This is a genomic window from Lactococcus sp. S-13, assembly GCF_004210295.1.
In the GTDB taxonomy this organism is placed as follows: domain Bacteria; phylum Bacillota; class Bacilli; order Lactobacillales; family Streptococcaceae; genus Lactococcus.
Window position 1 is genome coordinate 41,471 of sequence record NZ_SDAK01000002.1, and the last position, 21,015, is coordinate 62,485.

At 33.9% G+C, this 21,015-nt stretch carries 23 protein-coding genes and 2 pseudogenes; 15 read left to right on the top strand and 10 right to left on the bottom strand.

The features are described from left to right. The first annotated feature begins 60 nt into the window (after positions 1 to 60). Positions 61 to 297, top strand: a complete 237-nt coding sequence (locus EQJ87_RS10840) for a hypothetical protein (RefSeq protein ID WP_130124678.1) — start codon at positions 61 to 63, stop codon at positions 295 to 297. A gap of 753 nt (positions 298 to 1,050) precedes the next feature. On the opposite strand, the gene EQJ87_RS10850 is transcribed toward EQJ87_RS10840, so the two are convergent. The 4 genes from EQJ87_RS10850 to EQJ87_RS10865 form a co-directional block, all read right to left on the bottom strand. Beyond that, positions 1,051 to 1,401 (bottom strand): hypothetical protein, encoded by a 351-nt coding sequence (locus tag EQJ87_RS10850; RefSeq protein ID WP_190289093.1) that lies wholly within the window; start codon positions 1,399 to 1,401, stop codon positions 1,051 to 1,053. Beyond that, the gene (locus tag EQJ87_RS10855) at positions 1,391 to 2,857 is read right to left on the bottom strand and encodes a Y-family DNA polymerase (protein ID WP_130124680.1); all 1,467 of its coding nucleotides are present in this window, start codon (positions 2,855 to 2,857) and stop codon (positions 1,391 to 1,393) included. The genes EQJ87_RS10850 and EQJ87_RS10855 overlap by 11 nt, the downstream gene beginning before the upstream one ends. A 273-nt stretch (positions 2,858 to 3,130) precedes the next feature. Beyond that, the gene (locus tag EQJ87_RS10860) at positions 3,131 to 3,490 is read right to left on the bottom strand and encodes a type II toxin-antitoxin system PemK/MazF family toxin (protein ID WP_130124681.1); all 360 of its coding nucleotides are present in this window, start codon (positions 3,488 to 3,490) and stop codon (positions 3,131 to 3,133) included. Positions 3,491 to 3,507: 17 nt separating this feature from the next. Beyond that, positions 3,508 to 3,807, bottom strand: coding sequence for a hypothetical protein (locus EQJ87_RS10865; RefSeq protein WP_130124682.1), 300 nt, complete (start codon positions 3,805 to 3,807; stop codon positions 3,508 to 3,510). An 825-nt stretch (positions 3,808 to 4,632) separates the two neighbouring features. Between EQJ87_RS10865 and EQJ87_RS10870 the strand changes: the two genes are divergently transcribed. Beyond that, positions 4,633 to 5,835 (top strand): IS110 family RNA-guided transposase, encoded by a 1,203-nt coding sequence (locus tag EQJ87_RS10870; protein ID WP_130124683.1) that lies wholly within the window; start codon positions 4,633 to 4,635, stop codon positions 5,833 to 5,835. 142 nt (positions 5,836 to 5,977) lie between these two features. Here the strand turns inward: EQJ87_RS10870 and EQJ87_RS10875 are convergent. After that, positions 5,978 to 6,244: pseudogene (locus tag EQJ87_RS10875) on the bottom strand (single-stranded DNA-binding protein); the annotation flags it as partial. Between the two features lie 139 nt (positions 6,245 to 6,383). Between EQJ87_RS10875 and EQJ87_RS10880 the strand changes: the two are divergent. The 6 genes from EQJ87_RS10880 (at position 6,384) to EQJ87_RS11600 (ending at position 10,427) form a co-directional block, all read left to right on the top strand. Then, positions 6,384 to 6,923, top strand: a complete 540-nt coding sequence (locus EQJ87_RS10880; RefSeq protein WP_130124685.1) for a Crp/Fnr family transcriptional regulator — start codon at positions 6,384 to 6,386, stop codon at positions 6,921 to 6,923. 72 nt (positions 6,924 to 6,995) lie between these two features. Next, positions 6,996 to 7,592 (top strand): NAD(P)H-dependent oxidoreductase, encoded by a 597-nt coding sequence (locus tag EQJ87_RS10885; protein WP_130124686.1) that lies wholly within the window; start codon positions 6,996 to 6,998, stop codon positions 7,590 to 7,592. 370 nt (positions 7,593 to 7,962) lie between these two features. Beyond that, positions 7,963 to 8,064 (top strand): type I toxin-antitoxin system Fst family toxin, encoded by a 102-nt coding sequence (locus tag EQJ87_RS10890; protein WP_130124687.1) that lies wholly within the window; start codon positions 7,963 to 7,965, stop codon positions 8,062 to 8,064. A gap of 264 nt (positions 8,065 to 8,328) precedes the next feature. Next, positions 8,329 to 9,480, top strand: a complete 1,152-nt coding sequence (locus tag EQJ87_RS10895; RefSeq protein WP_130124688.1) for a DUF6287 domain-containing protein — start codon at positions 8,329 to 8,331, stop codon at positions 9,478 to 9,480. Between the two features lie 281 nt (positions 9,481 to 9,761). Continuing rightward, positions 9,762 to 10,166, top strand: coding sequence for a hypothetical protein (locus EQJ87_RS10900; RefSeq protein ID WP_130124689.1), 405 nt, complete (start codon positions 9,762 to 9,764; stop codon positions 10,164 to 10,166). Between the two features lie 99 nt (positions 10,167 to 10,265). Continuing rightward, a complete protein-coding gene (locus tag EQJ87_RS11600) occupies positions 10,266 to 10,427 on the top strand; it encodes a hypothetical protein (protein ID WP_190289094.1) in 162 nt (53 codons plus the stop codon). Positions 10,428 to 10,471: 44 nt separating this feature from the next. Here the strand turns inward: EQJ87_RS11600 and EQJ87_RS10905 are convergent, their stop codons facing one another. Then, entirely contained in the window at positions 10,472 to 10,864 is a 393-nt protein-coding gene (locus EQJ87_RS10905; protein WP_130124690.1) for a hypothetical protein, read from the bottom strand. A 314-nt stretch (positions 10,865 to 11,178) separates the two neighbouring features. On the opposite strand from EQJ87_RS10905, the gene EQJ87_RS10910 reads away from it, so the two are divergent. Further along, entirely contained in the window at positions 11,179 to 11,280 is a 102-nt protein-coding gene (locus EQJ87_RS10910) for a type I toxin-antitoxin system Fst family toxin (RefSeq protein ID WP_130124399.1), read from the top strand. Between the two features lie 128 nt (positions 11,281 to 11,408). Here EQJ87_RS10910 and EQJ87_RS10915 read toward each other — a convergent pair whose 3' ends face one another. Further along, positions 11,409 to 11,993, bottom strand: a complete 585-nt coding sequence (locus EQJ87_RS10915; protein ID WP_130124691.1) for a recombinase family protein — start codon at positions 11,991 to 11,993, stop codon at positions 11,409 to 11,411. Positions 11,994 to 12,128: 135 nt separating this feature from the next. Then, a complete protein-coding gene (locus EQJ87_RS10920; RefSeq protein WP_130124692.1) occupies positions 12,129 to 12,680 on the bottom strand; it encodes a leucine-rich repeat domain-containing protein in 552 nt (183 codons plus the stop codon). A gap of 79 nt (positions 12,681 to 12,759) precedes the next feature. Here EQJ87_RS10920 and EQJ87_RS10925 point away from each other — a divergent pair, with 79 nt between their 5' ends. Continuing rightward, the gene (locus EQJ87_RS10925) at positions 12,760 to 13,440 is read left to right on the top strand and encodes an IS6-like element IS1216 family transposase (protein WP_190289095.1); all 681 of its coding nucleotides are present in this window, start codon (positions 12,760 to 12,762) and stop codon (positions 13,438 to 13,440) included. 149 nt (positions 13,441 to 13,589) lie between these two features. Here EQJ87_RS10925 and tet(S) read toward each other — a convergent pair whose 3' ends face one another. Then, a complete protein-coding gene (tet(S), locus tag EQJ87_RS10930; RefSeq protein ID WP_002405437.1) occupies positions 13,590 to 15,530 on the bottom strand; it encodes a tetracycline resistance ribosomal protection protein Tet(S) in 1,941 nt (646 codons plus the stop codon). On the opposite strand from tet(S), the gene EQJ87_RS11830 reads away from it, so the two are divergent. Further along, positions 15,515 to 15,640, top strand: a complete 126-nt coding sequence (locus tag EQJ87_RS11830) for a hypothetical protein (protein ID WP_193393255.1) — start codon at positions 15,515 to 15,517, stop codon at positions 15,638 to 15,640. The genes tet(S) and EQJ87_RS11830 overlap by 16 nt on opposite strands. A gap of 718 nt (positions 15,641 to 16,358) precedes the next feature. Here the strand turns inward: EQJ87_RS11830 and EQJ87_RS10940 are convergent. Next, positions 16,359 to 16,541 (bottom strand): conjugal transfer protein, encoded by a 183-nt coding sequence (locus EQJ87_RS10940; RefSeq protein WP_370449784.1) that lies wholly within the window; start codon positions 16,539 to 16,541, stop codon positions 16,359 to 16,361. A gap of 84 nt (positions 16,542 to 16,625) precedes the next feature. On the opposite strand from EQJ87_RS10940, the gene EQJ87_RS10945 reads away from it, so the two are divergent. The 4 genes and pseudogenes from EQJ87_RS10945 to mobV all read left to right on the top strand — a co-directional run bounded on the left by EQJ87_RS10945 (position 16,626) and on the right by mobV (position 20,741). Beyond that, complete coding sequence (locus EQJ87_RS10945) at positions 16,626 to 17,306, top strand: IS6-like element IS1216 family transposase (RefSeq protein WP_001015311.1); 681 nt, start codon at positions 16,626 to 16,628, stop codon at positions 17,304 to 17,306. 137 nt (positions 17,307 to 17,443) lie between these two features. Beyond that, positions 17,444 to 17,506 (top strand): annotated as a pseudogene (locus EQJ87_RS11835) (tetracycline resistance efflux system leader peptide). Between the two features lie 32 nt (positions 17,507 to 17,538). Beyond that, entirely contained in the window at positions 17,539 to 18,915 is a 1,377-nt protein-coding gene (gene tet(L), locus EQJ87_RS10955; RefSeq protein WP_002294500.1) for a tetracycline efflux MFS transporter Tet(L), read from the top strand. A gap of 563 nt (positions 18,916 to 19,478) precedes the next feature. Continuing rightward, positions 19,479 to 20,741 carry a MobV family relaxase gene (gene mobV, locus EQJ87_RS10965; RefSeq protein ID WP_000119405.1) on the top strand — a complete coding sequence of 421 codons (1,263 nt, stop codon included), beginning with the start codon at positions 19,479 to 19,481 and terminating at the stop codon, positions 20,739 to 20,741. Positions 20,742 to 21,015 lie beyond the last annotated feature (274 nt).

Consider the following 21,015-nt stretch of genomic DNA (forward strand, 5'->3'; position numbering starts at 1 on the left):
TTATATGTATACGTAATAAGCATGAATTATAAATGTGAATATATTCAAGAGGAGAAACAAATGGCATTTGAACCACGTAATAAAAATATAACTGAAGCATTACGCACCCCTACTGAGAGTGTAGTTAATAAAGAAGAAGCGTTAATCATTCCAAGTTTTAAGGATACAACAGAAAAAACTCAAAATTATACTTTTAGTTTACAGCCAAGTGTGAGAAAAAAATTGACTGCTGTATCAAAAGAGCAGGGATTTCCTTCAGCATCAAGCTTCCTAAATTCTCTTATAAAAGGACTCTAGTAATGGATAAAGATGAATTAATCAGGCAACAACGAGAAAACAGCTAAAAAGCCAATTACACAATTAAAGAAAATTGAGACTCAATTAGAAAAATTAGAGTTTGAAGGAACGGAAGAAGAACAAGAAATTAAGAAAAAATTGATTGAGTTGCTGATGAAATAGAAAAGAGGGCTAAAGTTAGCCCCTTTTCATTTAAGAAATATTTATAATTTGTTCAATGGATATACGGATTTTAACAAATTACTTGCTTATTTCCAGGAAAACGAGTAATTTAATTTGCTCTAGCTTTCAAGGAGTTCTACAAAACAACTTTTATTATGATATAATTTTTAGTGGCGCACCCTGACCATGTGAAACATGCCTGGAAAGGGGGTGAAGTTTTATGTTTCTCATTTTCGTTCAAGCCGTTGCCACACTGGTGGTGGAAATGTTACTTTTTTTGTTTAAATTATGGATGACTAACCATAAACATTTCCTAAAAAAACGCAAAAAGCGCCACAAAAAATAGTCTGCATCCCTAGGGGAAGAGAGACCAGCTTGACCAGCTGGTTTTTGCATATAAAAAAACCAAGACAGTGACCAAACTGTACTTGGTTTTTTTTTTATGTGAAGCTTACGCTCCTCATTTTCGTTAATATAATTATATCATATTTCATTTAGTTGTCAAACTTACAGACTAATATTTTAAGTACTCATATCTAAAAGTTTCGAAAAAACTCTAATTGAAGAAGAGACTAATTTTAGCCCCTTTATTTAAGAAATATTTATAATCTGTTCAATGGATATGAGATAGATTTTATCTGTTGATTTTATTCTGACTTGATTATTGATAAATTCAGAAACAAAACCATAGACTTCAGTTAATTTATTTTTAGAATGATATTTAACTTTGATTTGTACCTGATTAGAAAAAGACTGGTTAAGAAGATGAAGTACTGCATGAGTTGATAAAGTTTGAGTGACTTTATCATTTTTTTGTTCCTTTTCAAAGGTATTTTGAGCCTCCATAAGTTCTCCAGTCGCAAATGCACCCCATTTCATCATCCCTCGATCGTGATAAGTCCGAATGACCTCATAAGGGCTATAGGAACGATCAACTGACATCTGTTTCCTCCTTGTTTTGGCTTGCTGCATGACCTCCGATAAGCTTGTTCCGATGGATCACACGTGATCCCGCAGATAAACTACTTGCCTTTTGGATGGAGAGAAAATCGAACTTTTCTCTAATTTCATCAATGGTTTTTTGAAGGGCTTCTTGCTTTTCATTGGATTGATTCTCTTCAACACTTTCAAATAGCGAAAGTTGTTTGAAAGAACTATCAGAGAGCTGATTCCCACTTATCCCTATTTGCCTTATTGCTCCTCCCTGGTATTTTTCACGGAATAGTGAGATTGCCAGTTCTTGTAAATCTTTTGTGTTTTGAGTGGCTTCAATATTGCGTGAAACCTTAATCGAAGCGTATTCAGAGGTTGCTGCAGCCCCTGCGTAGAGCGAAAGGTTACTTGCTAATTTATCCCCTTTTCTCAGCCTTACCGCTAAGTTTTCCGCCATTTCGTTAATCACAAGCTCAATTTCTCTTTGGTTATGATAGTCACGTGGTAGAATTTGAGAATTGCTGAAGCTAGAAGATTTAGGCGTATATTTCTCTCTGACATTGCTTTCGTCGATGCCGTTAGCGTGGAAAAAATGCTGCAGTCCGATCGTTCCTAATTTTTGCTTCAGCAAAAGAGGGTCAGCATTCGCAAGCTCTTTGATAGAAGTGATCCCCAACTTGTTTAAACGTTGCTCAGTGCGTTTCCCGATTCCCCAGAAGTCTGTCATCTTAGGAAGCGTCCACAGCTTACTAGGCACATCCTCATAACGGATTAATGCCCTCATATTCTGATTATGCTTAGCATAGTTATCCATCGCAAGCTTGGCGAGCAGGGGGTTATCTCCCATTCCTACAGTGACGTAAAGCCCTAACTTATGCAAAATTTCTCGTTGCAAATCTAAAGCAATCAAATTCATTTGCTCATATCTGTTTTTAATACCAGGATAAAATAGATTAAGGGATTCAGTAATATCCAAAAAAGATTCATCAATCGAGTAAGAATGAATTTCTTCAATTGATGTGTAATTGGTAAGAATATCGGTTACCTTTATTTTATAATCTACATACAATTGCATTTGAGGGGGAACAATCCAAGTGCGCTTTGCCCAAGATTCAATAAAAGCAACGTACTGCAAAGTCGGTTCAGTTCGCTGTCCATGAATGTCCGTATGCGTTCTATACCATCGGGGATAATTGAATTTTCTTGTTTCTATAAGAAAAGGTAAGTCGCTGGCACGACTTATGTTTTTCATCCCAAAAACTTTTTTAAATGTGGGACTAGAGGCAAGAGTTAACCCTTTAGTATTATCCGCTCGACTCATGACGCAAAGAGAAGTCGTTAGAGGGTTGAGGTTTCGTTGAACGCACTCAATAGAAGCATAATTTGACTTGACATCCTCAAAAAGAATCGCTCGTCGAGGTTCAAGGGAGTAGTCAAAAAAATGGTTTAGTTTTTGGTTATCCATTTGTCCCTCCACCAATAAACACAATACGAAATATAAGTTTTACTGATATTATACCCCAAAAACAACCGCAAATCAATATAAAATATCAGAAAAACTATTAAAAACGTTTTGAGTTATATGGAATGTGCTATCATGAACAGGGATGTTAGAAGCAAAAATTCTGACCTCTAAATTCATAGCGACTAATGATTAATGAGTTAGCGTTACTTAATTGATAAAGAAGTCTAAACATATTTTAAAAAAAAAAGAGACTCTATAAGAATCTCTTTTTTTTTAACCTGGTAGTATAAAGCTAACTGCATCTAATAATGGTTCTAAATCTTTCTCAGAAAATTCACCCCATTTATTTTTTGCTCGTTTTGACATATCTACTGTTCTCACCTGATTTGCAAGAAAAAAACCAGATGTCCCAAAACCATTCTTTGGAACATCTAGAACCCAAGGATACTCAATCCATTTTGGGTCAGTTCCATATTTTGGAGATGTTGAAATTGGAACAACAAGCCGCATACTACCCGTTCTATTAAATTCATCATTACTGATTATAATAACAGACCGCATTTCGCCTTGTTCATGTCCTTTTGTTGGGTTTAAATCAATATACCAACATTCGCCAAAATTATAACTTTTCATAAAACTTCACTTTCTATTTAATCATATTCTTCTTCTCCCATGTTAGTTATATCTCCAAAAAATTCAGTATCTTCAACTGTACCGTATTTTTGTTGGAAACTATTAACTTGACTTAAAAACTTTTCTTTTTTCGTCATCAAGTCGCTAGGTGTTAAAACTATTGTTCCATCCCTAAACACGGATTGTTCAAATTTCGCTGACTTAGAAAGCATTTTTCTAGCAGCTGCAGTAATTACAATTTGTCCTTTACTGGACAGTTTACTCTCCCCTCTATATCTGGGTTCTTCCAAAAATTTGATAGTTTTTGTGCCTCCCATATGATAGCCTCCTCACTCTATTTCCTTATAGTACACTATTTCCTTATAGCCTACTTTAGATTATATCACGTTCTTTGGCGGCTTACAAGTAAGACGATTTTAATTAAATGTTTTATGTAATAAACTAGAGGATGTTATTTAACAAATAATATTGGAAAATATAATGAAGTATCTGTGATTTTTGGTTATCAGGTACTATTTTTATATCTTGATTTAAGATTAGGACAACAGGGTATACTTAGTTGCTATTGCTGGGATTGGAGATTGCTTTCCCCAAAGATTTATAGAGGCAGCAAACATGGTTAATTCACATCTAAATTCAGGCAGAGTTTAGATGTATCTCGATCATTGTACATATGCTCATTTATAGTTGAGATATGATATAATTTAAAATAATTATGTATAATTTTTTAGTCTATGTTGTTTTAATAATATTATTTTTCCGTCTTAGGAGAGAATACAAGAACGGTAGTGAAAAAAAAGTAAAATTTTTTCACTACGTTATTTTGCCCTTGCTTTTCATTTTGGCAATATTGCCCATAATAATTTCGATATTCGTTATCAATAGTTGAATTTATAACAAAACATACTAAGATTAGTAGTGAAGAATCTCCGACGGGAGATTCTTCACTACTTTTTCTTTTATGTTAAAGTAGAGGTGTCTTGTTATGTCGTGGGGCTTTTAGACGCTAGACGTCGATAACAAAACGGACAAGACACTTTTTTAGTTAAGTTTGTTCAAAGTATGTAGGACGCCTGACGTCGAGTATTGAAAATGAAACTTTCTAAAAAATACGTGTTATCAAGATAAAACGAGGTGAAATTATGCGTACTGTATTTGGAATTGATGTGAGTAAAGCAACTTCTGAAGTAGCTATTTTAGTCAATGGAGAAAGAGTGCATGGCTACTCTATCCCTAATGATGTCATTGGTTTTTCTAGACTCTACCAGGATTTAACCCAAGTGGTTAATCCAGAAATCATTTTTGAGGCAACGGGAGTTTATTCCCGTCGTTTAGAAGCCTTTCTTAAAAATAATAATTATACTTACACAAGACTCAATCCCCTTGAGGCAAAAAAACAGCTAGATGGTTTGAGACACAGAAAAACAGATAAAATCGACGCTGAAACTCTAGCACAAACACAATTTGTTCTCGATCGTAAACCAAGTTATGTCCAAGAAGAAATTTTTGAACATCTTCGTGATCTAAGTCGGTTCTATCAGAATCTGACAGAAGATATTGTTAGGTCTAAAAATCGTCTTCATAAAGGCCTTCAAGCAACTTTTCCAGAGATAGAAAAACTATTATCTATACCAAGTGGGGCACAGTATTGCAATCTAGTTATAACTTTTCCGAGTGCCTCTCTTGTTCTTGAAAAATCTAGGATCGAGTTACAAGATATCGTACGTCAATCCACTGCTAAACAGATTTCAGAAAAACGTGTCATCGATTTGACGGATAAACTTATAGAGAGCGCTGAACAATCCTATCCTGCTGTAGCTATGGACTCTCCCATGTTAGAAACTGTACGTTACTTTGCTAAAGAACTTTTACGGTTAAATGCACAAAGAAAATCTGTTTTAGATCATATGGTGGAACAAGCTCAAACTTTGCCAGAGTATGATGTACTTTTATCTATTCCAGGAATAGCAGAAACGACAGCTGTTTCTATTATTGGGGAGCTAGGTGATATTCGTCGCTTTCGTTCAAGCAATCAGATTAATGCTTTTATCGGAATTGACCTCAGACATTATCAATCAGGAGATTATTTAGCCCAAGAACATATTACAAAGCGTGGGAATCCTTATGCAAGGAAAATCCTTTTCAAAGCCATTCACAATATAGTCTCTGCTAGTAGAACCAAACCCAGCCATATTGCAGATTTTTACTCGAAAAGAAAGAGGCAAACACCTAATGCTCCAACAAAGCCTTATACGATTGCCTCTATGCACAGACTCATTCGCTGTCTATATTACCTTATTATACACAATAAAACCTATGATTACGCATTAACCCAAAATCAATAGGAAATCTTGTGTAAGATTATTTTAGCACCTTATTATAAAATTATATAGATAAGGTTTTTTGACATCTTCTTTTTTAAAATAAAGTTAGAAATTTCCTCACCATTAACCAACAATTTACAGATTAAAGAGTTATGGGAACGGCTTAATACTTGACAAATGGTAGATTATCATCTTGGATGTTCATTGGTTCTGAGTTCGCAAATGGATCATGGCTATCTGCAGGGGAACTTTGTTTTTGATTATTTTGAGTTGCTGAAGGTGGTGGAGTGGGTACATTTCCTATTTTCTGACAACTTTCGAGTAGTTGGAAACTGTCAGCCACAACTTCAGTTACATTAACATAAACATGTTGGACTTGTTGTTTTTCATAGTTACGTGTTTGAATACATCCAGTAATTCCAATTAGAGCTTCCAATTCGATTAAATTCAAACCTTGAAAGACTCATATTTTTTTGCGGATTTACTTATCTTGTGCTTGCGTTTGATTTATATACCTAAAGTTTTTTATTATATAATAGGCAGTATGATAAAAATAAATGGAGGATATTATGCTAAATTCAATCGATTTTTTTCAATATATTAGTGATAAAATATCATGGTCAAAAAAAGTGGTCCCTTCAAAGACAACATTACTTTATGAGGGTGACTTATCTAATAAAGTATATTATATTAAAAAAGGTGCATTAAGAATGTGGAATAATGATGATGGAAAGGATATTACGTTTCAGTTTTTCTTTGAAAGCCAAATCGTATCATCTTATGAGAGCTTTTATTTGAATATTCCCAGTAAATTTTCTATCGAATCAATTGAACCCACAGAATTATTAATCATTGATAAACAGCAGGTATATCAACTTTTAAATGACTACCCTGAAATGAACAACTATTTCATTGAACAACTGTCTATGAGGTTGATTACTTATACAGATTACTTTTTATCTAGAATTAAGGAGTCTCCTGAAAAAAGATATCTTTCACTTCTTACTCAAAATAGTGACTTAATAAATCGCGTACCTGATTATTATATTGCTTCATTTTTGGGTATTACTCCAGTATCTCTCAGTAGAATAAAAAAAAGAATAGAATAATTATCTTTTGTTAATGACAATGGTATTCTTTTCTTTTATTATAATCATATAAAAGAAAAGAGGAATCCAAAAATGAAAACATTAATTATATATAATCATCCCTATGAAGGAAGCTATAACCATGCCATTCTTGAATCTGTTATTTCAGGAATCCAAAAATCCAATGGTGAGTATGAAGTTATAGACCTAGATAAAGATAACTTCAACCCAGTCATGACCTCAGAAGATTTATTAGGATTTGTAAAACACAAAGCAGTAGATCCAGCAGCCATCGCCTATGCAGAGAGAATGCGAGAAGCTGACCACTTAGTATTTATTTTTCCTATTTGGTGGGAATTGATGCCTGCCCTAACAAAAGGATTTATTGACAAAGTGATCTTCCCGGGATTAACTTATTCTTATAAAAAGAATGGGCTTAGTATGGAAAGTCTACTACCTAAGTTAAAATCCACAACAGTCATTTCAACTATGAATACGCCAAAAATAATGTATAAACTAACCTACGGAAACGCTATAAAGAAAGCTTTAATAAAAGGAACATTTAAAAAATCTGGAATGAAAAATGTAAAATGGCTTAGTTTAAATATGGTCAAAATGAGTAAGACAGAAAAAAGAAAAAAATGGCTCCAAAAAATCGAAGAAAAATTTTCTAAAAAAGACAAGGCATAATATGTAGGTAATAGATGACATTGCTCCCAATTTATGCTTGAAATCATATTTATCACTTTACAAAGATTTAAAAATTAGAAAGTTAGGATTAAATATAGGTAAGGTATTGAATTATCAAGCGTGTCAAAGGAGACAATCATGCAAAGGCAAACAGAATTTTTTAAGGTAAAATCTGAAATAGCACCTATCTCAGTAAAAGAAAGTTTGAAAGGCTAAATACTTGACAAATGGTAGAAAAAATCCTCTCGTAGAGGGTTTTTTTCTAGAATTTTCAAGTACTTGAGAGATAAGATAGATGATTGATTTTATGCTATAATAATCAGTGGCGCACCTTACCAATGCAGAAATGCCTTAGGGAGGGGGTGAGATAATGCTTCTGCAACTGTTCGTATCAGTAGTCGCTCCTATTGTGGTTGGAGTAATCCTTGAGCTGGTCAAGGATTGGTTAAAAAACCGACATAAGCGCCATTAGTCCACATTTGCTCAGTTTCGCAGAACTGGGCATTTTTTGTATAAAAAAACCGAGAAATTCGCAGTTTCTCGGCTTATTTTGTGAGATACCACTCCCACAACTATTCGTTATAATAATTATAACATTTCACTATTTTTTGTCAAGGCTTCTATTTTTTGATACTGACAACTTTATAAATCTTCTCTTTTGAATGGCAATCTCCCGAAAATTTCAACAACAAATATTGATTATCCGCTCCGTTTAAGTTATGATTAAGGAGGAGAAATGATGAAAAAAATAATTAAATTCAGTATTTTATTTTTGGTGGTCTCTGTAATGCTTCCTTTATCTGCATGTAGTGGCAATAAAGTTGAACAAGGTACAGATTTCAACAAAAATAGTAGACAAGTAAGCACGCAAAAAACTCAAAAAAATATAGATGAACTTCCAGTAAGAAACTGGGTTGGAAATTATCGGCTATATAATGTGCCTTCCTCAACTTCTTCATTGATGTTCAGTGGACTTTCAATACAAAAAGAAGGTAAAGCAGCAGTATATTTGAACGGTGCTGAAATTATGGCAAATGGACAAGGTGATGCATTAATTGGGAAAATAAAAATCACAAGAAATAAGCCAAATACTTTTTCGGATAAAAAGATTTGGGGATATCAAACTATAAAAAATACCCCGATAGTAGGAGAAGATACTCCATCCCCTATTGAAGTGACACCAAATGCCTATATTACAATTACATTTACGCAGGAAGCATTAGACGAGATTAATCATAAATATGGAGATAATCTAACTGAACTAAGTCAAACTTGGATTAGTTACGAATCAAATAATGGTGAAAATATCTTGACCAGCGGTAGTGAGATTCCAACCGTGTTGATTCCTAAAACTACGGATAATACGTATTCGAGTTCAGTTGCTACAGAAGTAAGTGAAAAAATGAATTTTGATGAAATATCAAGTGGAAATTATTCAAGCATTGAAGGAACTTGGGAAAATTCACAGGGAGAAACAATAACAATATCTGAAAATACAATTGAAGCAAGTGCTTTTAAAACCTTAAATGGAGATGCACAAGCAACAATTAACGGACTGTCCATTAATATTCCAAGTCAGAATGATGCACAAGGAAATCCGAAAGTTGTAGAAGAAGATAATATCTATAAAGGAGAGCCTGTTTACTCTAAAACCTTAGAAGTGGCTGTCGATACAGGGGCTAATCCTAATGCAAGTTTCAATTTTTTATCTTTGGGAACGAGTTCCGTAAACGGGATTTCACAGATTGCTTTTTTACCCGCTAATAAGACGCCTTATAATATGCAAGTTGAAATCGGAAATGATGCCTCAACAGAGGATAGAATATTTCTAAATATGGCACAGCAACCTGTTGTTGACGTAAACAACACCTACTTAAAAGTTAATTAGAACGCAAGCGTAGTTCATATGGAATGTTTCTAAACATGAATAAGGCTATCCAATAAAAAACTCATCACTTAATAGTTTTGAGTTTTTTTTACATCTCAAGCAACATGAAATAAATTTCCCTTTTTGTTATTATTTGAGGTCGTCCGTTACTTGAAAAGAGCATTGCAGCTGATCTCAAGAGTGTATTAGCATTTATGTTATACTTATAGTCCGATTTCTGGAACTCAATATTTTGTTGCTGGTACGAACTAATTTTGAGTATTGTATGGTATAATTTTTGTATGAAAAAGAATATTATACTAATAGTGACTATGCTTGTTATTCTCCTTGTAGGGGGAAGTGCTTTTAAACTGCTTCAGAGTACAAATGACAAAAATACTAAAGAAATCGTTCTAAAAAAAGAAAAATCTCAAAATTATACAATTAGTTATGCTTTGCATCATTATAAAAGTTATGATGAATTGTTAAAAGATAATAAACCGATTCAGGGGAAGTTATCTGATAAAACTTATGTCATAAAAGGGGATGGAACTCCCAAACATTCTGGAGGATGGACCTTCAAAGAAGGAAAAGGGACGATGTTTGAGATCAGTCATAAAAAAGTGCAAGTAGATTATAAATTGACTACTGATAATAAAGATGTGACAACTCTTGGAGCTATAAAAAAAGCTTTTCTGGAAAAATAAAAAGCATTAATCCTGAACTTCCTATTTTTTAATCAGTAAGTCCCCAGACTACTCTTAGAAACAAAAGGGTCACTTTTGTGGAAAGCAATCCACGATAGCATGTATCTTGGAGGCTCTGAACGTTGGAATGATCCTTATAATGGTTGGATACTTGGTGCTGGAGCGTCTTATTACGTTGATTTTGCAGAAGGAAACATTAGTGCTGGTTGGACACAAGCTCCTTTAGCATCTGGTGCTGCATATTACGTAGGAAATGTCTAATTAAAAAAATACTTTCGGGTACATTACACGAAAGTATTTTTCTATTATTTTGAAGGCTCAATATTTACATCTTTTGTTATTTTTTTTGTAATTTCTTTTCCGTCTGTTCCGGCTATCCCTGCAGTAACTTTGACCGTTGATTTTTTATGTGGATCGCTAGCTAGTTTTAACGTAAAATTTCCGTCAGAATCAGCACTTTGGGAATCAACTGTAAGACCCTCTCCAATTCTAACTTTTCCGTTTGGAATCGTTTTAACTCTTATTAAAGCTACTCCTCTGCTGTCCATGGAAGCGCTAGAAGGAACTTTTAAGAATAGAGTTTGCTTTGTTTTATCAGATTCTTTTGAAGAAGAAGTTGACTTTGTGTTATTACTTGAACACGCTGAGAGTGAAACCGCTACAAGTAAGGTAAGGCTACCGATAATAATTTTTTTCATAACTTTTCTCCTATCAGTTCTGATGACTGAGAATATTGTTTACAACTAGATAGTTTATTATATCAAAAAAGGGTGAAGTATCTAACAAAAATAGGGATAATATATATTAACTTTTTATTATAAAATAATTATAAATAATTCTGAAAATGTCATTTAAAATAAATATATAAACCCGCTCATAGATTAACCATTATGAGTCATTTTTTCGTTAATTTTTCAGTATTTGAGAGATAGGATAGATGATTGTTTTTATGCTATAATAATCAGTGGCGCACCTTACCAATGCAGAAATGCCTTAGGAAGGGGGTGAGATAATGCTTCTGCAAATCTTCGTATCAGTAGTCGCTCCTATTGTGGTTGGAGTAATCCTTGAGCTGGTCAAGGATTGGTTGAAAGACCGACATAAGCGCCATTAGTCCACATTCGCTCAGTTTCGCAGAACTGGGCGTTTTTTTTGCATAAAAAAACCGAGAAATTCGCAGTTCCTCGGCTTGTCTTGTGAGATACCACTCCCACAAATCTTCGTTACTTTTATTATAACATTTCAAGACTCTTTGTCAACCGCTTTATCTTTTAAAGCTTTCATAAATCGTCTTTTTTGAGTAGCGATACTTATTCCTGTTTTTCGCTCAATCATCTTGTATGTCATTCCTTGCTGTTTTAGCTCAAAAGCAAATTGAATTTGTTCTTCAGAAAATTTCTTTGGACGTCCCTCTTTAAAATTGGGATCATGAAGTTTAGCAAAAGTTTTCCCCTCTTGAGTTCTCGTTATGATGAGATCTCGTTCAAATTGAGCAAAGGCACTAAAAACAGTAAAAATTAGTTGACCTGTTGGTGTATTATCAATGAGTCCGATATTTAAAATATGAACTTTGATGCCTTGAGCAAATAACTCTTGAACGATTCCTAGCGCTTCTCGAGTGTTTCTTGCAAAGCGATCCATTCTGGCGACAATTAAAGTATCCCCTGATTTTAATTGCTGCAGCACAAGATTGAATTGCTTTCGTTCAACCGTAGTGCCTGTAAATTTTTCTTGGAAAATTTTCTCAGCTCCTGCCTCTTTCAAAATTTCAATTTGATGTTCTAATTTTTGTTCCAACGTACTAACACGTGCATAGCCAATTTTCATCTTTTTACCTTCCACTTATAACCCTAAGTTACGAGCCGTTCTTTTTCCTTTAATTATAACACACAAAAAAAGAGCTCACAACTGTTAAGTTATGAGCTCTTTTAAATATTGAAGCAAGAAGTTTCTTTTTATCCTTTATTTTTTAGTAATATCCGCAGGTTGCCAAACATAAGTCCCAGACATATGTGCTCTATCATATTGCTGGTACATTTTATCTGAAGTGTTAAACATAAAAGGTCCCTGAGGATTTAATGGATTCCCGTAAGTTTCAACCTGTTGCCAAGCCCCCGAATATTTACCACTGGCTTTGCTAATAAGTGGGAGGTACGGATTATACTTAAATGTAAAATTCTTTCCCAAAGTTATTGTATTTAAATTTACACATCCCTTAAACATATTTCCTGTGCTTAAATTTGAATTATGGTCGGTGTAGAAGTGGGAAATATCTACGTATTTTAAATTGGTCATCCCGCTGAACCAATATTCTAAATTATTCACATCATCTATCCTTAGATAGTTAAGACCCTCAATCGTCTCCAATTGATCCATATCTTCAAACATATGCCGACTATCTGGTGCTGCCCACGTTTCAGATTGGAACACCAAACGCTTCACTTGACTCTTTAGCACTTTCCAAGGGTATGTTTGATTTCTATCATTAGGGAATTTTCCACCGTTGATATACATTGTCCGGTTCTGTTGCAAAGTTTTAAATCTACTATCAGATAAGGTAGAATAATAGAAAAAGATAGCAGGAGGAATGACGTTGAGTCATTTTAAAGGAAAGCAATTTCAGCAGGATGTGATTATTGTAGCCGTGGGCTACTATCTTCGTTATAACCTTAGCTATCGTGAAGTTCAGGAATTGTTATATGATCGTGGCATTAACGTTTCTCATACGACGATTTATCGTTGGGTGCAAGAATATGGCAAACTACTCTATCAAATTTGGAAAAAGAAAAATAAAAAATCCTTTTATTCATGGAAAATGGATGAAACGTACATCAAAATTAAAGGAAAATGGCATTATTTGTATCGAGCCATCGATGCAGATGGTTTAACCTTGGATATTTGGTTACGTAAAAAACGGGACACACAAGCAGCCTATGCTTTTCTTAAGCGGTTAGTGAAGCAGTTTGATGAACCGAAGGTTGTAGTCACAGATAAAGCCCCCTCTATTACAAGTGCCTTTAAGAAACTAAAAGAATACGGCTTTTATCAAGGGACAGAACATCGTACCATTAAATACCTGAATAATTTGATTGAACAAGACCATCGTCCAGTAAAGAGACGCAATAAATTCTATCGAAGTTTACGCACTGCCTCACCCACGATTAAAGGTATGGAAGCCATCCGAGGATTATATAAGAAAACCCGAAAAGAAGGCACTCTCTTCGGGTTTTCGGTCTGTACTGAAATCAAGGTATTATTGGGAATCCCAGCTTAAATCATAGATACCGTAAGGGATTTTATTCTTTATTTAAAACTTTGCAACAGAACCGGGCACAGTATCCACCTAGTATTTACAATATCTATATCCTCCTGTTCTAATTAACAACTCAATATTCATTTTAAAAATTTCTCTTTAGTTCACTATCAATGTAAGTTGATTTTATTAAACATATGCCTTACTTTGTCTATTCTATTATTTGGACGACGTGGTTGGAAAGCAGACTTAATGTTAGTAACCTGATAACCTTTTAACTCTGTTAAACAGACACTGCGTCCATTTGTAAAGAAAGTTAAACTGTTTCGATACTCTTGAATACAACGGGCTGGAATTTCACCAATGAGAATGACCTCGTTACCTTTTAACTTAGTATTTAAAATATTTGCACAATATTTGGAAGCATCATTATATGCTCTCGAAAGATATTCTTGTGGTACATAAATTTCGAAGCTAAGATATGGCTCTAATAACTCTGTACCACTCTTTCTAAAAGCCTGCTCTAGTACAATAGGCGCAAGCATTCGGAAATCTGCTGGCGTACTGACAGGGCTGTAATATAGACCATACTTAAAACAGATCTTACAGTCTGTTAATTTCCAACCGTACAATCCTTGTTCACACCCATAGCGTATACCTTCCATAACTGCATTTTGAAATGATTGATTTAAATAACCTAGAGAAACCAGGCTCTCATACTGAATGCCACTACCCAAAGGAAGTGGTGTTACAGATAAACCAATAGAAGCCCAGAAAGGATTTGGAGGTACTTCGATATCAATGGTAAATTCAGATTTTTTTAATGGTCTTTCCATATAAATGACAGTTGGTTTTCTTGTTTCTATCTCAATATGATATTTTTCTTGAATCAGAGTACAAGTTACCTCCATTTGGACCTCACCTAAAAAAGATAGCACAATTTCGTGAGTTACTGTATCTACATAATATTGTAGAAGGGGATCACTATCGGATATTTCAAAAAGTGCATCTAGTAACTTTTCTCTTTGTACTGATTTACATGGTTCAATTGTTGTTTGTAACATAGGAAGAGGATTCTCAAGAATTTCTCTATGTGGTAATCTTTTTTTATCTCCAAGTACGTTATTTAGTTTTAAAAGCTCATTTTTTAAAATAATAATCTCACCAGGCTCTGCCTTATCTATCTGGCGTAATTCTCCATTTATTGAAGTATACATTTCTGTAACTTTTATTTTTTCCTTTTCTGATATATTGACTGAGTCTCGCAAATGTAGCGTTCCACTATAAAGACGTACATAGACAAGCCGTTGACCATCATCTGAATATTCTACTTTAAAAACATTTCCACAAAGTTTATCTGAATTGAGTTGTGTGGGTGAAAATAATTTGCTAGTAATTACCTCTATAAGTTGTTTAATTCCAATATTATTCTTTGCACTTCCGTGATAAACAGGATATAAGGAGCAACTTTGAATTCTTTCGTTTTCCTCCTTTTCAAGTTCTGCAATATTCAATGTTTTCCCAATGGTATATTTTTCTAATAAATAATCATTTCCCACAATTACTGTCTCCCATTGTTCTGGTTCAGTATAATCTATTACATAAGGTTTCAAATTTAGATTCACAGTCTGCTTAATTATGATGTCGTCAGAAAGTTTGTCCTTAATATCTTGATAAACATCTGGCAAATTTATTCCATTTTGATCAATTTTGTTAATAAAAAATATTATAGGTATGTTCATCTTTCTAAGTGCATGGAATAGTATACGAGTTTGTGACTGTACTCCATCTTTTGCAGAGATTAGCAAAATAGCTCCATCCAAAACAGATAATGAACGGTATACATCTGCCAAAAAATCCATGTGTCCAGGAGTATCTACAATATTTACTTTAACATTTTCCCGTTGAAAAGATGTTATTGCGGTCTGAATAGTAATACCTCTCTGGCGTTCCAAAAACATAGTATCCGTTTTCGTTGTACCGCTATCTACACTTCCTAACTCTTTAATTGCTCCGCTACTGTATAGTAAGCTTTCTGTCAAAGTAGTTTTTCCTGCATCAACATGTGCTAAGATACCGATATTAATAATTTTCAATTTTATTTCCTCCATTCAAAAGCTCAAAAAGCAGAAAAAATCCCAGTGATAAATACTCTTATCACTGGGATTTTAATACAAAAATAGCTGTATACTACACACTGATAGCCACAGATGCTTTATGATAAAATGATAAAAGTATTCTTAAACTGGGCACAAAAAACCAGTCCTTATTTTAAATAAGGATGCTTAATTAATTATTCCCGCTATCTAATTGACAGTTTATTTAAGAATACCTTGCCGCATTTTTATTATCTCCTTTTGAATGTTATCTTAATTCTATCATATGATAGAATGCTTGTAAAGCCAACCATATTTTTTGAACGAAAGGGAAATTAATGAGAAATTAATGGAAGTTAGTGTAGTAGTTGAAGATAACTCTTCAGAATGGCTATCAAAATTCAGCGATTTAATAACGATTTACAAGTTCATAAGGGATTCTTTATTCATCCAGCTATTATATTACTTTTCAGGTCAATAGGACAACTGTCCACAACCTTTCTACAAATATATTACGTATAATTTTTGAAATATATACTGCTTAACAAAATATTTTGCAGTGGTTCCAATAGTTTTGAATTGTTAATATTAAGTTTGACTTGGAAAATATCATTAAAAGTTATACTGTTTATTTGGAAAAAATTGGAGAGACCTTTTTAAGTAATGTAATGAAAATAGTTATAAGTTAGAATAAAGGTGAATTTGCTTATACTTCTCATAGAAGGTTGATTTCACGCTATATTTTGGATTATTTATGCTAAATCATTATAAGTTTGCTATAGTGACATACAATTTTTTTTGCTTATACTAAATATTCAAGTATTGTTTTCATCTTAATATTCTTTATTCATTCATTATTATTTTCCAGTTATCCTTCTTCTCTAAAGTTAATTGGTATTGGGAAATATTTTCAATCTTTGTTTCATTGTCTAAATATCGAACGGCTATTTTTACTAGATACTGTTTCTCTTTCTTCTGAATAATTGGATTCACCAACTCAGAGTAAATAAAGTTTTGACTGATTATTGGTAAAACAGGTTCTGTTGCAAAGTTTTAAATCTACTATCAAATAAGGTAGAATAATAGAAAAAGATAGCAGGAGGAATGACGATGAATCATTTTAAAGGAAAGCAATTTCAGCAGGATGTGATTATTGTAGCCGTGGGCTACTATCTTCGTTATAACCTTAGCTATCGTGAAGTTCAAGAAATCTTATATGATCGTGGCATTAACGTTTCTCATACGACGATTTATCGTTGGGTGCAAGAATATGGCAAACTACTCTATCAAATTTGGAAAAAGAAAAATAAAAAATCCTTTTATTCATGGAAAATGGATGAAACGTACATCAAAATTAAAGGAAAATGGCATTATTTGTATCGAGCCATCGATGCAGATGGTTTAACCTTGGATATTTGGTTACGTAAAAAACGGGACACACAAGCAGCCTATGCTTTTCTTAAGCGGTTAGTGAAGCAGTTTGATGAACCGAAGGTTGTAGTCACAGATAAAGCCCCCTCTATTACAAGTGCCTTTAAGAAACTAAAAGAATACGGCTTTTATCAAGGGACAGAACATCGTACCATTAAATACCTGAATAATTTGATTGAACAAGACCATCGTCCAGTAAAGAGACGCAATAAATTCTATCGAAGTTTACGCACTGCCTCTACCACGATTAAAGGTATGGAAGCCATCCGAGGATTATATAAGAAAACCCGAAAAGAAGGCACTCTCTTCGGGTTTTCGGTCTGTACTGAAATCAAGGTATTATTGGGAATCCCAGCTTAAATCATAGATACCGTAAGGGATTTTATTCTTTATTTAAAACTTTGCAACAGAACCGTTGTATAAGTGATGAAATACTGACTTTAAAACTTAGTTTATATGTGGTAAAATGTTTTAATCAAGTTTAGGAGGAATTAATTATGAAGTGTAATTAATGTAACAGGGTTCAATTAAAAGAGGGAAGCGTATCATTAACCCTATAAACTACGTCTGCCCTCATTATTGGAGGTGAAATGTGAATACATCCTATTCACAATCGAATTTACGACACAACCAAATTTTAATTTGGCTTTGCATTTTATCTTTTTTTAGCGTATTAAATGAAATGGTTTTGAACGTCTCATTACCTGATATTGCAAATGATTTTAATAAACCACCTGCGAGTACAAACTGGGTGAACACAGCCTTTATGTTAACCTTTTCCATTGGAACAGCTGTATATGGAAAGCTATCTGATCAATTAGGCATCAAAAGGTTACTCCTATTTGGAATTATAATAAATTGTTTCGGGTCGTTAATTGGGTTTGTTGGCCATTCTTTCTTTTCCTTACTTATTATGGCTCGTTTTATTCAAGGGGCTGGTGCAGCTGCATTTCCAGCACTCGTAATGGTTGTAGTTGCGCGCTATATTCCAAAGGAAAATAGGGGTAAAGCATTTGGTCTTATTGGATCGATAGTAGCCATGGGAGAAGGAGTCGGTCCAGCGATTGGTGGAATGATAGCCCATTATATTCATTGGTCCTATCTTCTACTCATTCCTATGATAACAATTATCACTGTTCCGTTTCTTATGAAATTATTAAAGAAAGAAGTAAGGATAAAAGGTCATTTTGATATCAAAGGAATTATACTAATGTCTGTAGGCATTGTATTTTTTATGTTGTTTACAACATCATATAGCATTTCTTTTCTTATCGTTAGCGTGCTGTCATTCCTGATATTTGTAAAACATATCAGGAAAGTAACAGATCCTTTTGTTGATCCCGGATTAGGGAAAAATATACCTTTTATGATTGGAGTTCTTTGTGGGGGAATTATATTTGGAACAGTAGCAGGGTTTGTCTCTATGGTTCCTTATATGATGAAAGATGTTCACCAGCTAAGTACTGCCGAAATCGGAAGTGTAATTATTTTCCCTGGAACAATGAGTGTCATTATTTTCGGCTACATTGGTGGGATACTTGTTGATAGAAGAGGTCCTTTATACGTGTTAAACATCGGAGTTACATTTCTTTCTGTTAGCTTTTTAACTGCTTCCTTTCTTTTAGAAACAACATCATGGTTCATGACAATTATAATCGTATTTGTTTTAGGTGGGCTTTCGTTCACCAAAACAGTTATATCAACAATTGTTTCAAGTAGCTTGAAACAGCAGGAAGCTGGTGCTGGAATGAGTTTGCTTAACTTTACCAGCTTTTTATCAGAGGGAACAGGTATTGCAATTGTAGGTGGTTTATTATCCATACCCTTACTTGATCAAAGGTTGTTACCTATGGAAGTTGATCAGTCAACTTATCTGTATAGTAATTTGTTATTACTTTTTTCAGGAATCATTGTCATTAGTTGGCTGGTTACCTTGAATGTATATAAACATTCTCAAAGGGATTTCTAAATCGTTAAGGGATCAACTTTGGGAGAGAGTTCAAAATTGATCCTTTTTTTATAACAGGAATTCAAATCTTTTTGTTCCATTAAAGGGCGCGATTGCTGAATAAAAGATACGAGAGACCTCTCTTGTATCTTTTTTATTTTGAGTGGTTTTGTCCGTTACACTAGAAAACCGAAAGACAATAAAAATTTTATTCTTGCTGAGTCTGGCTTTCGGTAAGCTAGACAAAACGGACAAAATAAAAATTGGCAAGGGTTTAAAGGTGGAGATTTTTTGAGTGATCTTCTCAAAAAATACTACCTGTCCCTTGCTGATTTTTAAACGAGCACGAGAGCAAAACCCCCCTTTGCTGAGGTGGCAGAGGGCAGGTTTTTTTGTTTCTTTTTTCTCGTAAAAAAAAGAAAGGTCTTAAAGGTTTTATGGTTTTGGTCGGCACTGCCGACAGCCTCGCAGAGCACACACTTTATGAATATAAAGTATAGTGTGTTATACTTTACTTGGAAGTGGTTGCCGGAAAGAGCGAAAATGCCTCACATTTGTGCCACCTAAAAAGGAGCGATTTACATATGAGTTATGCAGTTTGTAGAATGCAAAAAGTGAAATCAGCTGGACTAAAAGGCATGCAATTTCATAATCAAAGAGAGCGAAAAAGTAGAACGAATGATGATATTGACCATGAGCGAACACGTGAAAATTATGATTTGAAAAATGATAAAAATATTGATTACAACGAACGTGTCAAAGAAATTATTGAATCACAAAAAACAGGTACAAGAAAAACGAGGAAAGATGCTGTTCTTGTAAATGAGTTGCTAGTAACATCTGACCGAGATTTTTTTGAGCAACTGGATCCAGGAGAACAAAAACGATTTTTTGAGGAAAGTTATAAATTATTTTCCGAACGATATGGCAAGCAAAATATTGCTTATGCAACAGTTCATAATGATGAGCAAACCCCTCACATGCATTTAGGTGTTGTGCCTATGCGTGATGGAAAACTGCAAGGAAAAAATGTGTTTAATCGTCAAGAACTGTTATGGCTACAAGATAAATTCCCCGAGCATATGAAAAAACAGGGTTTTGAGTTGAAGCGTGGTGAACGTGGCTCTGACCGTAAACATATTGAGACAGCTAAATTTAAAAAACAAACTTTGGAAAAAGAGATTGATTTTCTAGAAAAAAATTTAGCAGTTAAAAAAGATGAATGGACTGCTTATAGCGATAAAGTTAAATCAGATTTAGAAGTACCAGCGAAACGACACATGAAAAGTGTTGAAGTGCCAACGGGTGAAAAGTCCATGTTTGGTTTGGGAAAAGAAATAATGAAAACAGAAAAGAAACCAACCAAAAATGTTGTTATATCGGAGCGTGATTATAAAAACTTAGTGACTGCTGCGAGAGATAACGATAGGTTAAAACAGCATGTTAGAAATCTCATGAGTACTGATATGGCGAGAGAATATAAAAAATTAAGTAAAGAACATGGGCAAGTTAAAGAAAAATATAGTGGTCTTGTAGAGCGATTTAATGAAAATGTAAATGATTATAATGAGTTGCTTGAAGAAAACAAGTCTTTAAAGTCTAAAATAAGCGATTTAAAGCGTGATGTGAGTTTAATCTATGAAAGCACTAAGGAATTCCTTAAGGAACGTACAGACGGCTTAAAAGCCTTTAAAAACGTTTTTAAGGGGTTTGTAGACAAGGTAAAGGATAAAACAGCACAATTCCAAGAAAAACACGATTTAGAACCTAAAAAGAACGAATTTGAACTAACTCATAACCGAGAGGTAAAAAAAGAACGAAGTCGAGATCAGGGAATGAGTTTATAAAATAAAAAAAGCACCTGAAAAGGTGTCTTTTTTTGATGGTTTTGAACTTGTTCTTTCTTATCTTGATACATATAGAAATAACGTCATTTTTATTTTAGTTGCTGAAAGGTGCGTTGAAGTGTTGGTATGTATGTGTTTTAAAGTATTGAAAACCCTTAAAATTGGTTGCACAGAAAAACCCCATCTGTTAAAGTTATAAGTGACCAAACAAATAACTAAATAGATGGGGGTTTCTTTTAATATTATGTGTCCTAATAGTAGCATTTATTCAGAT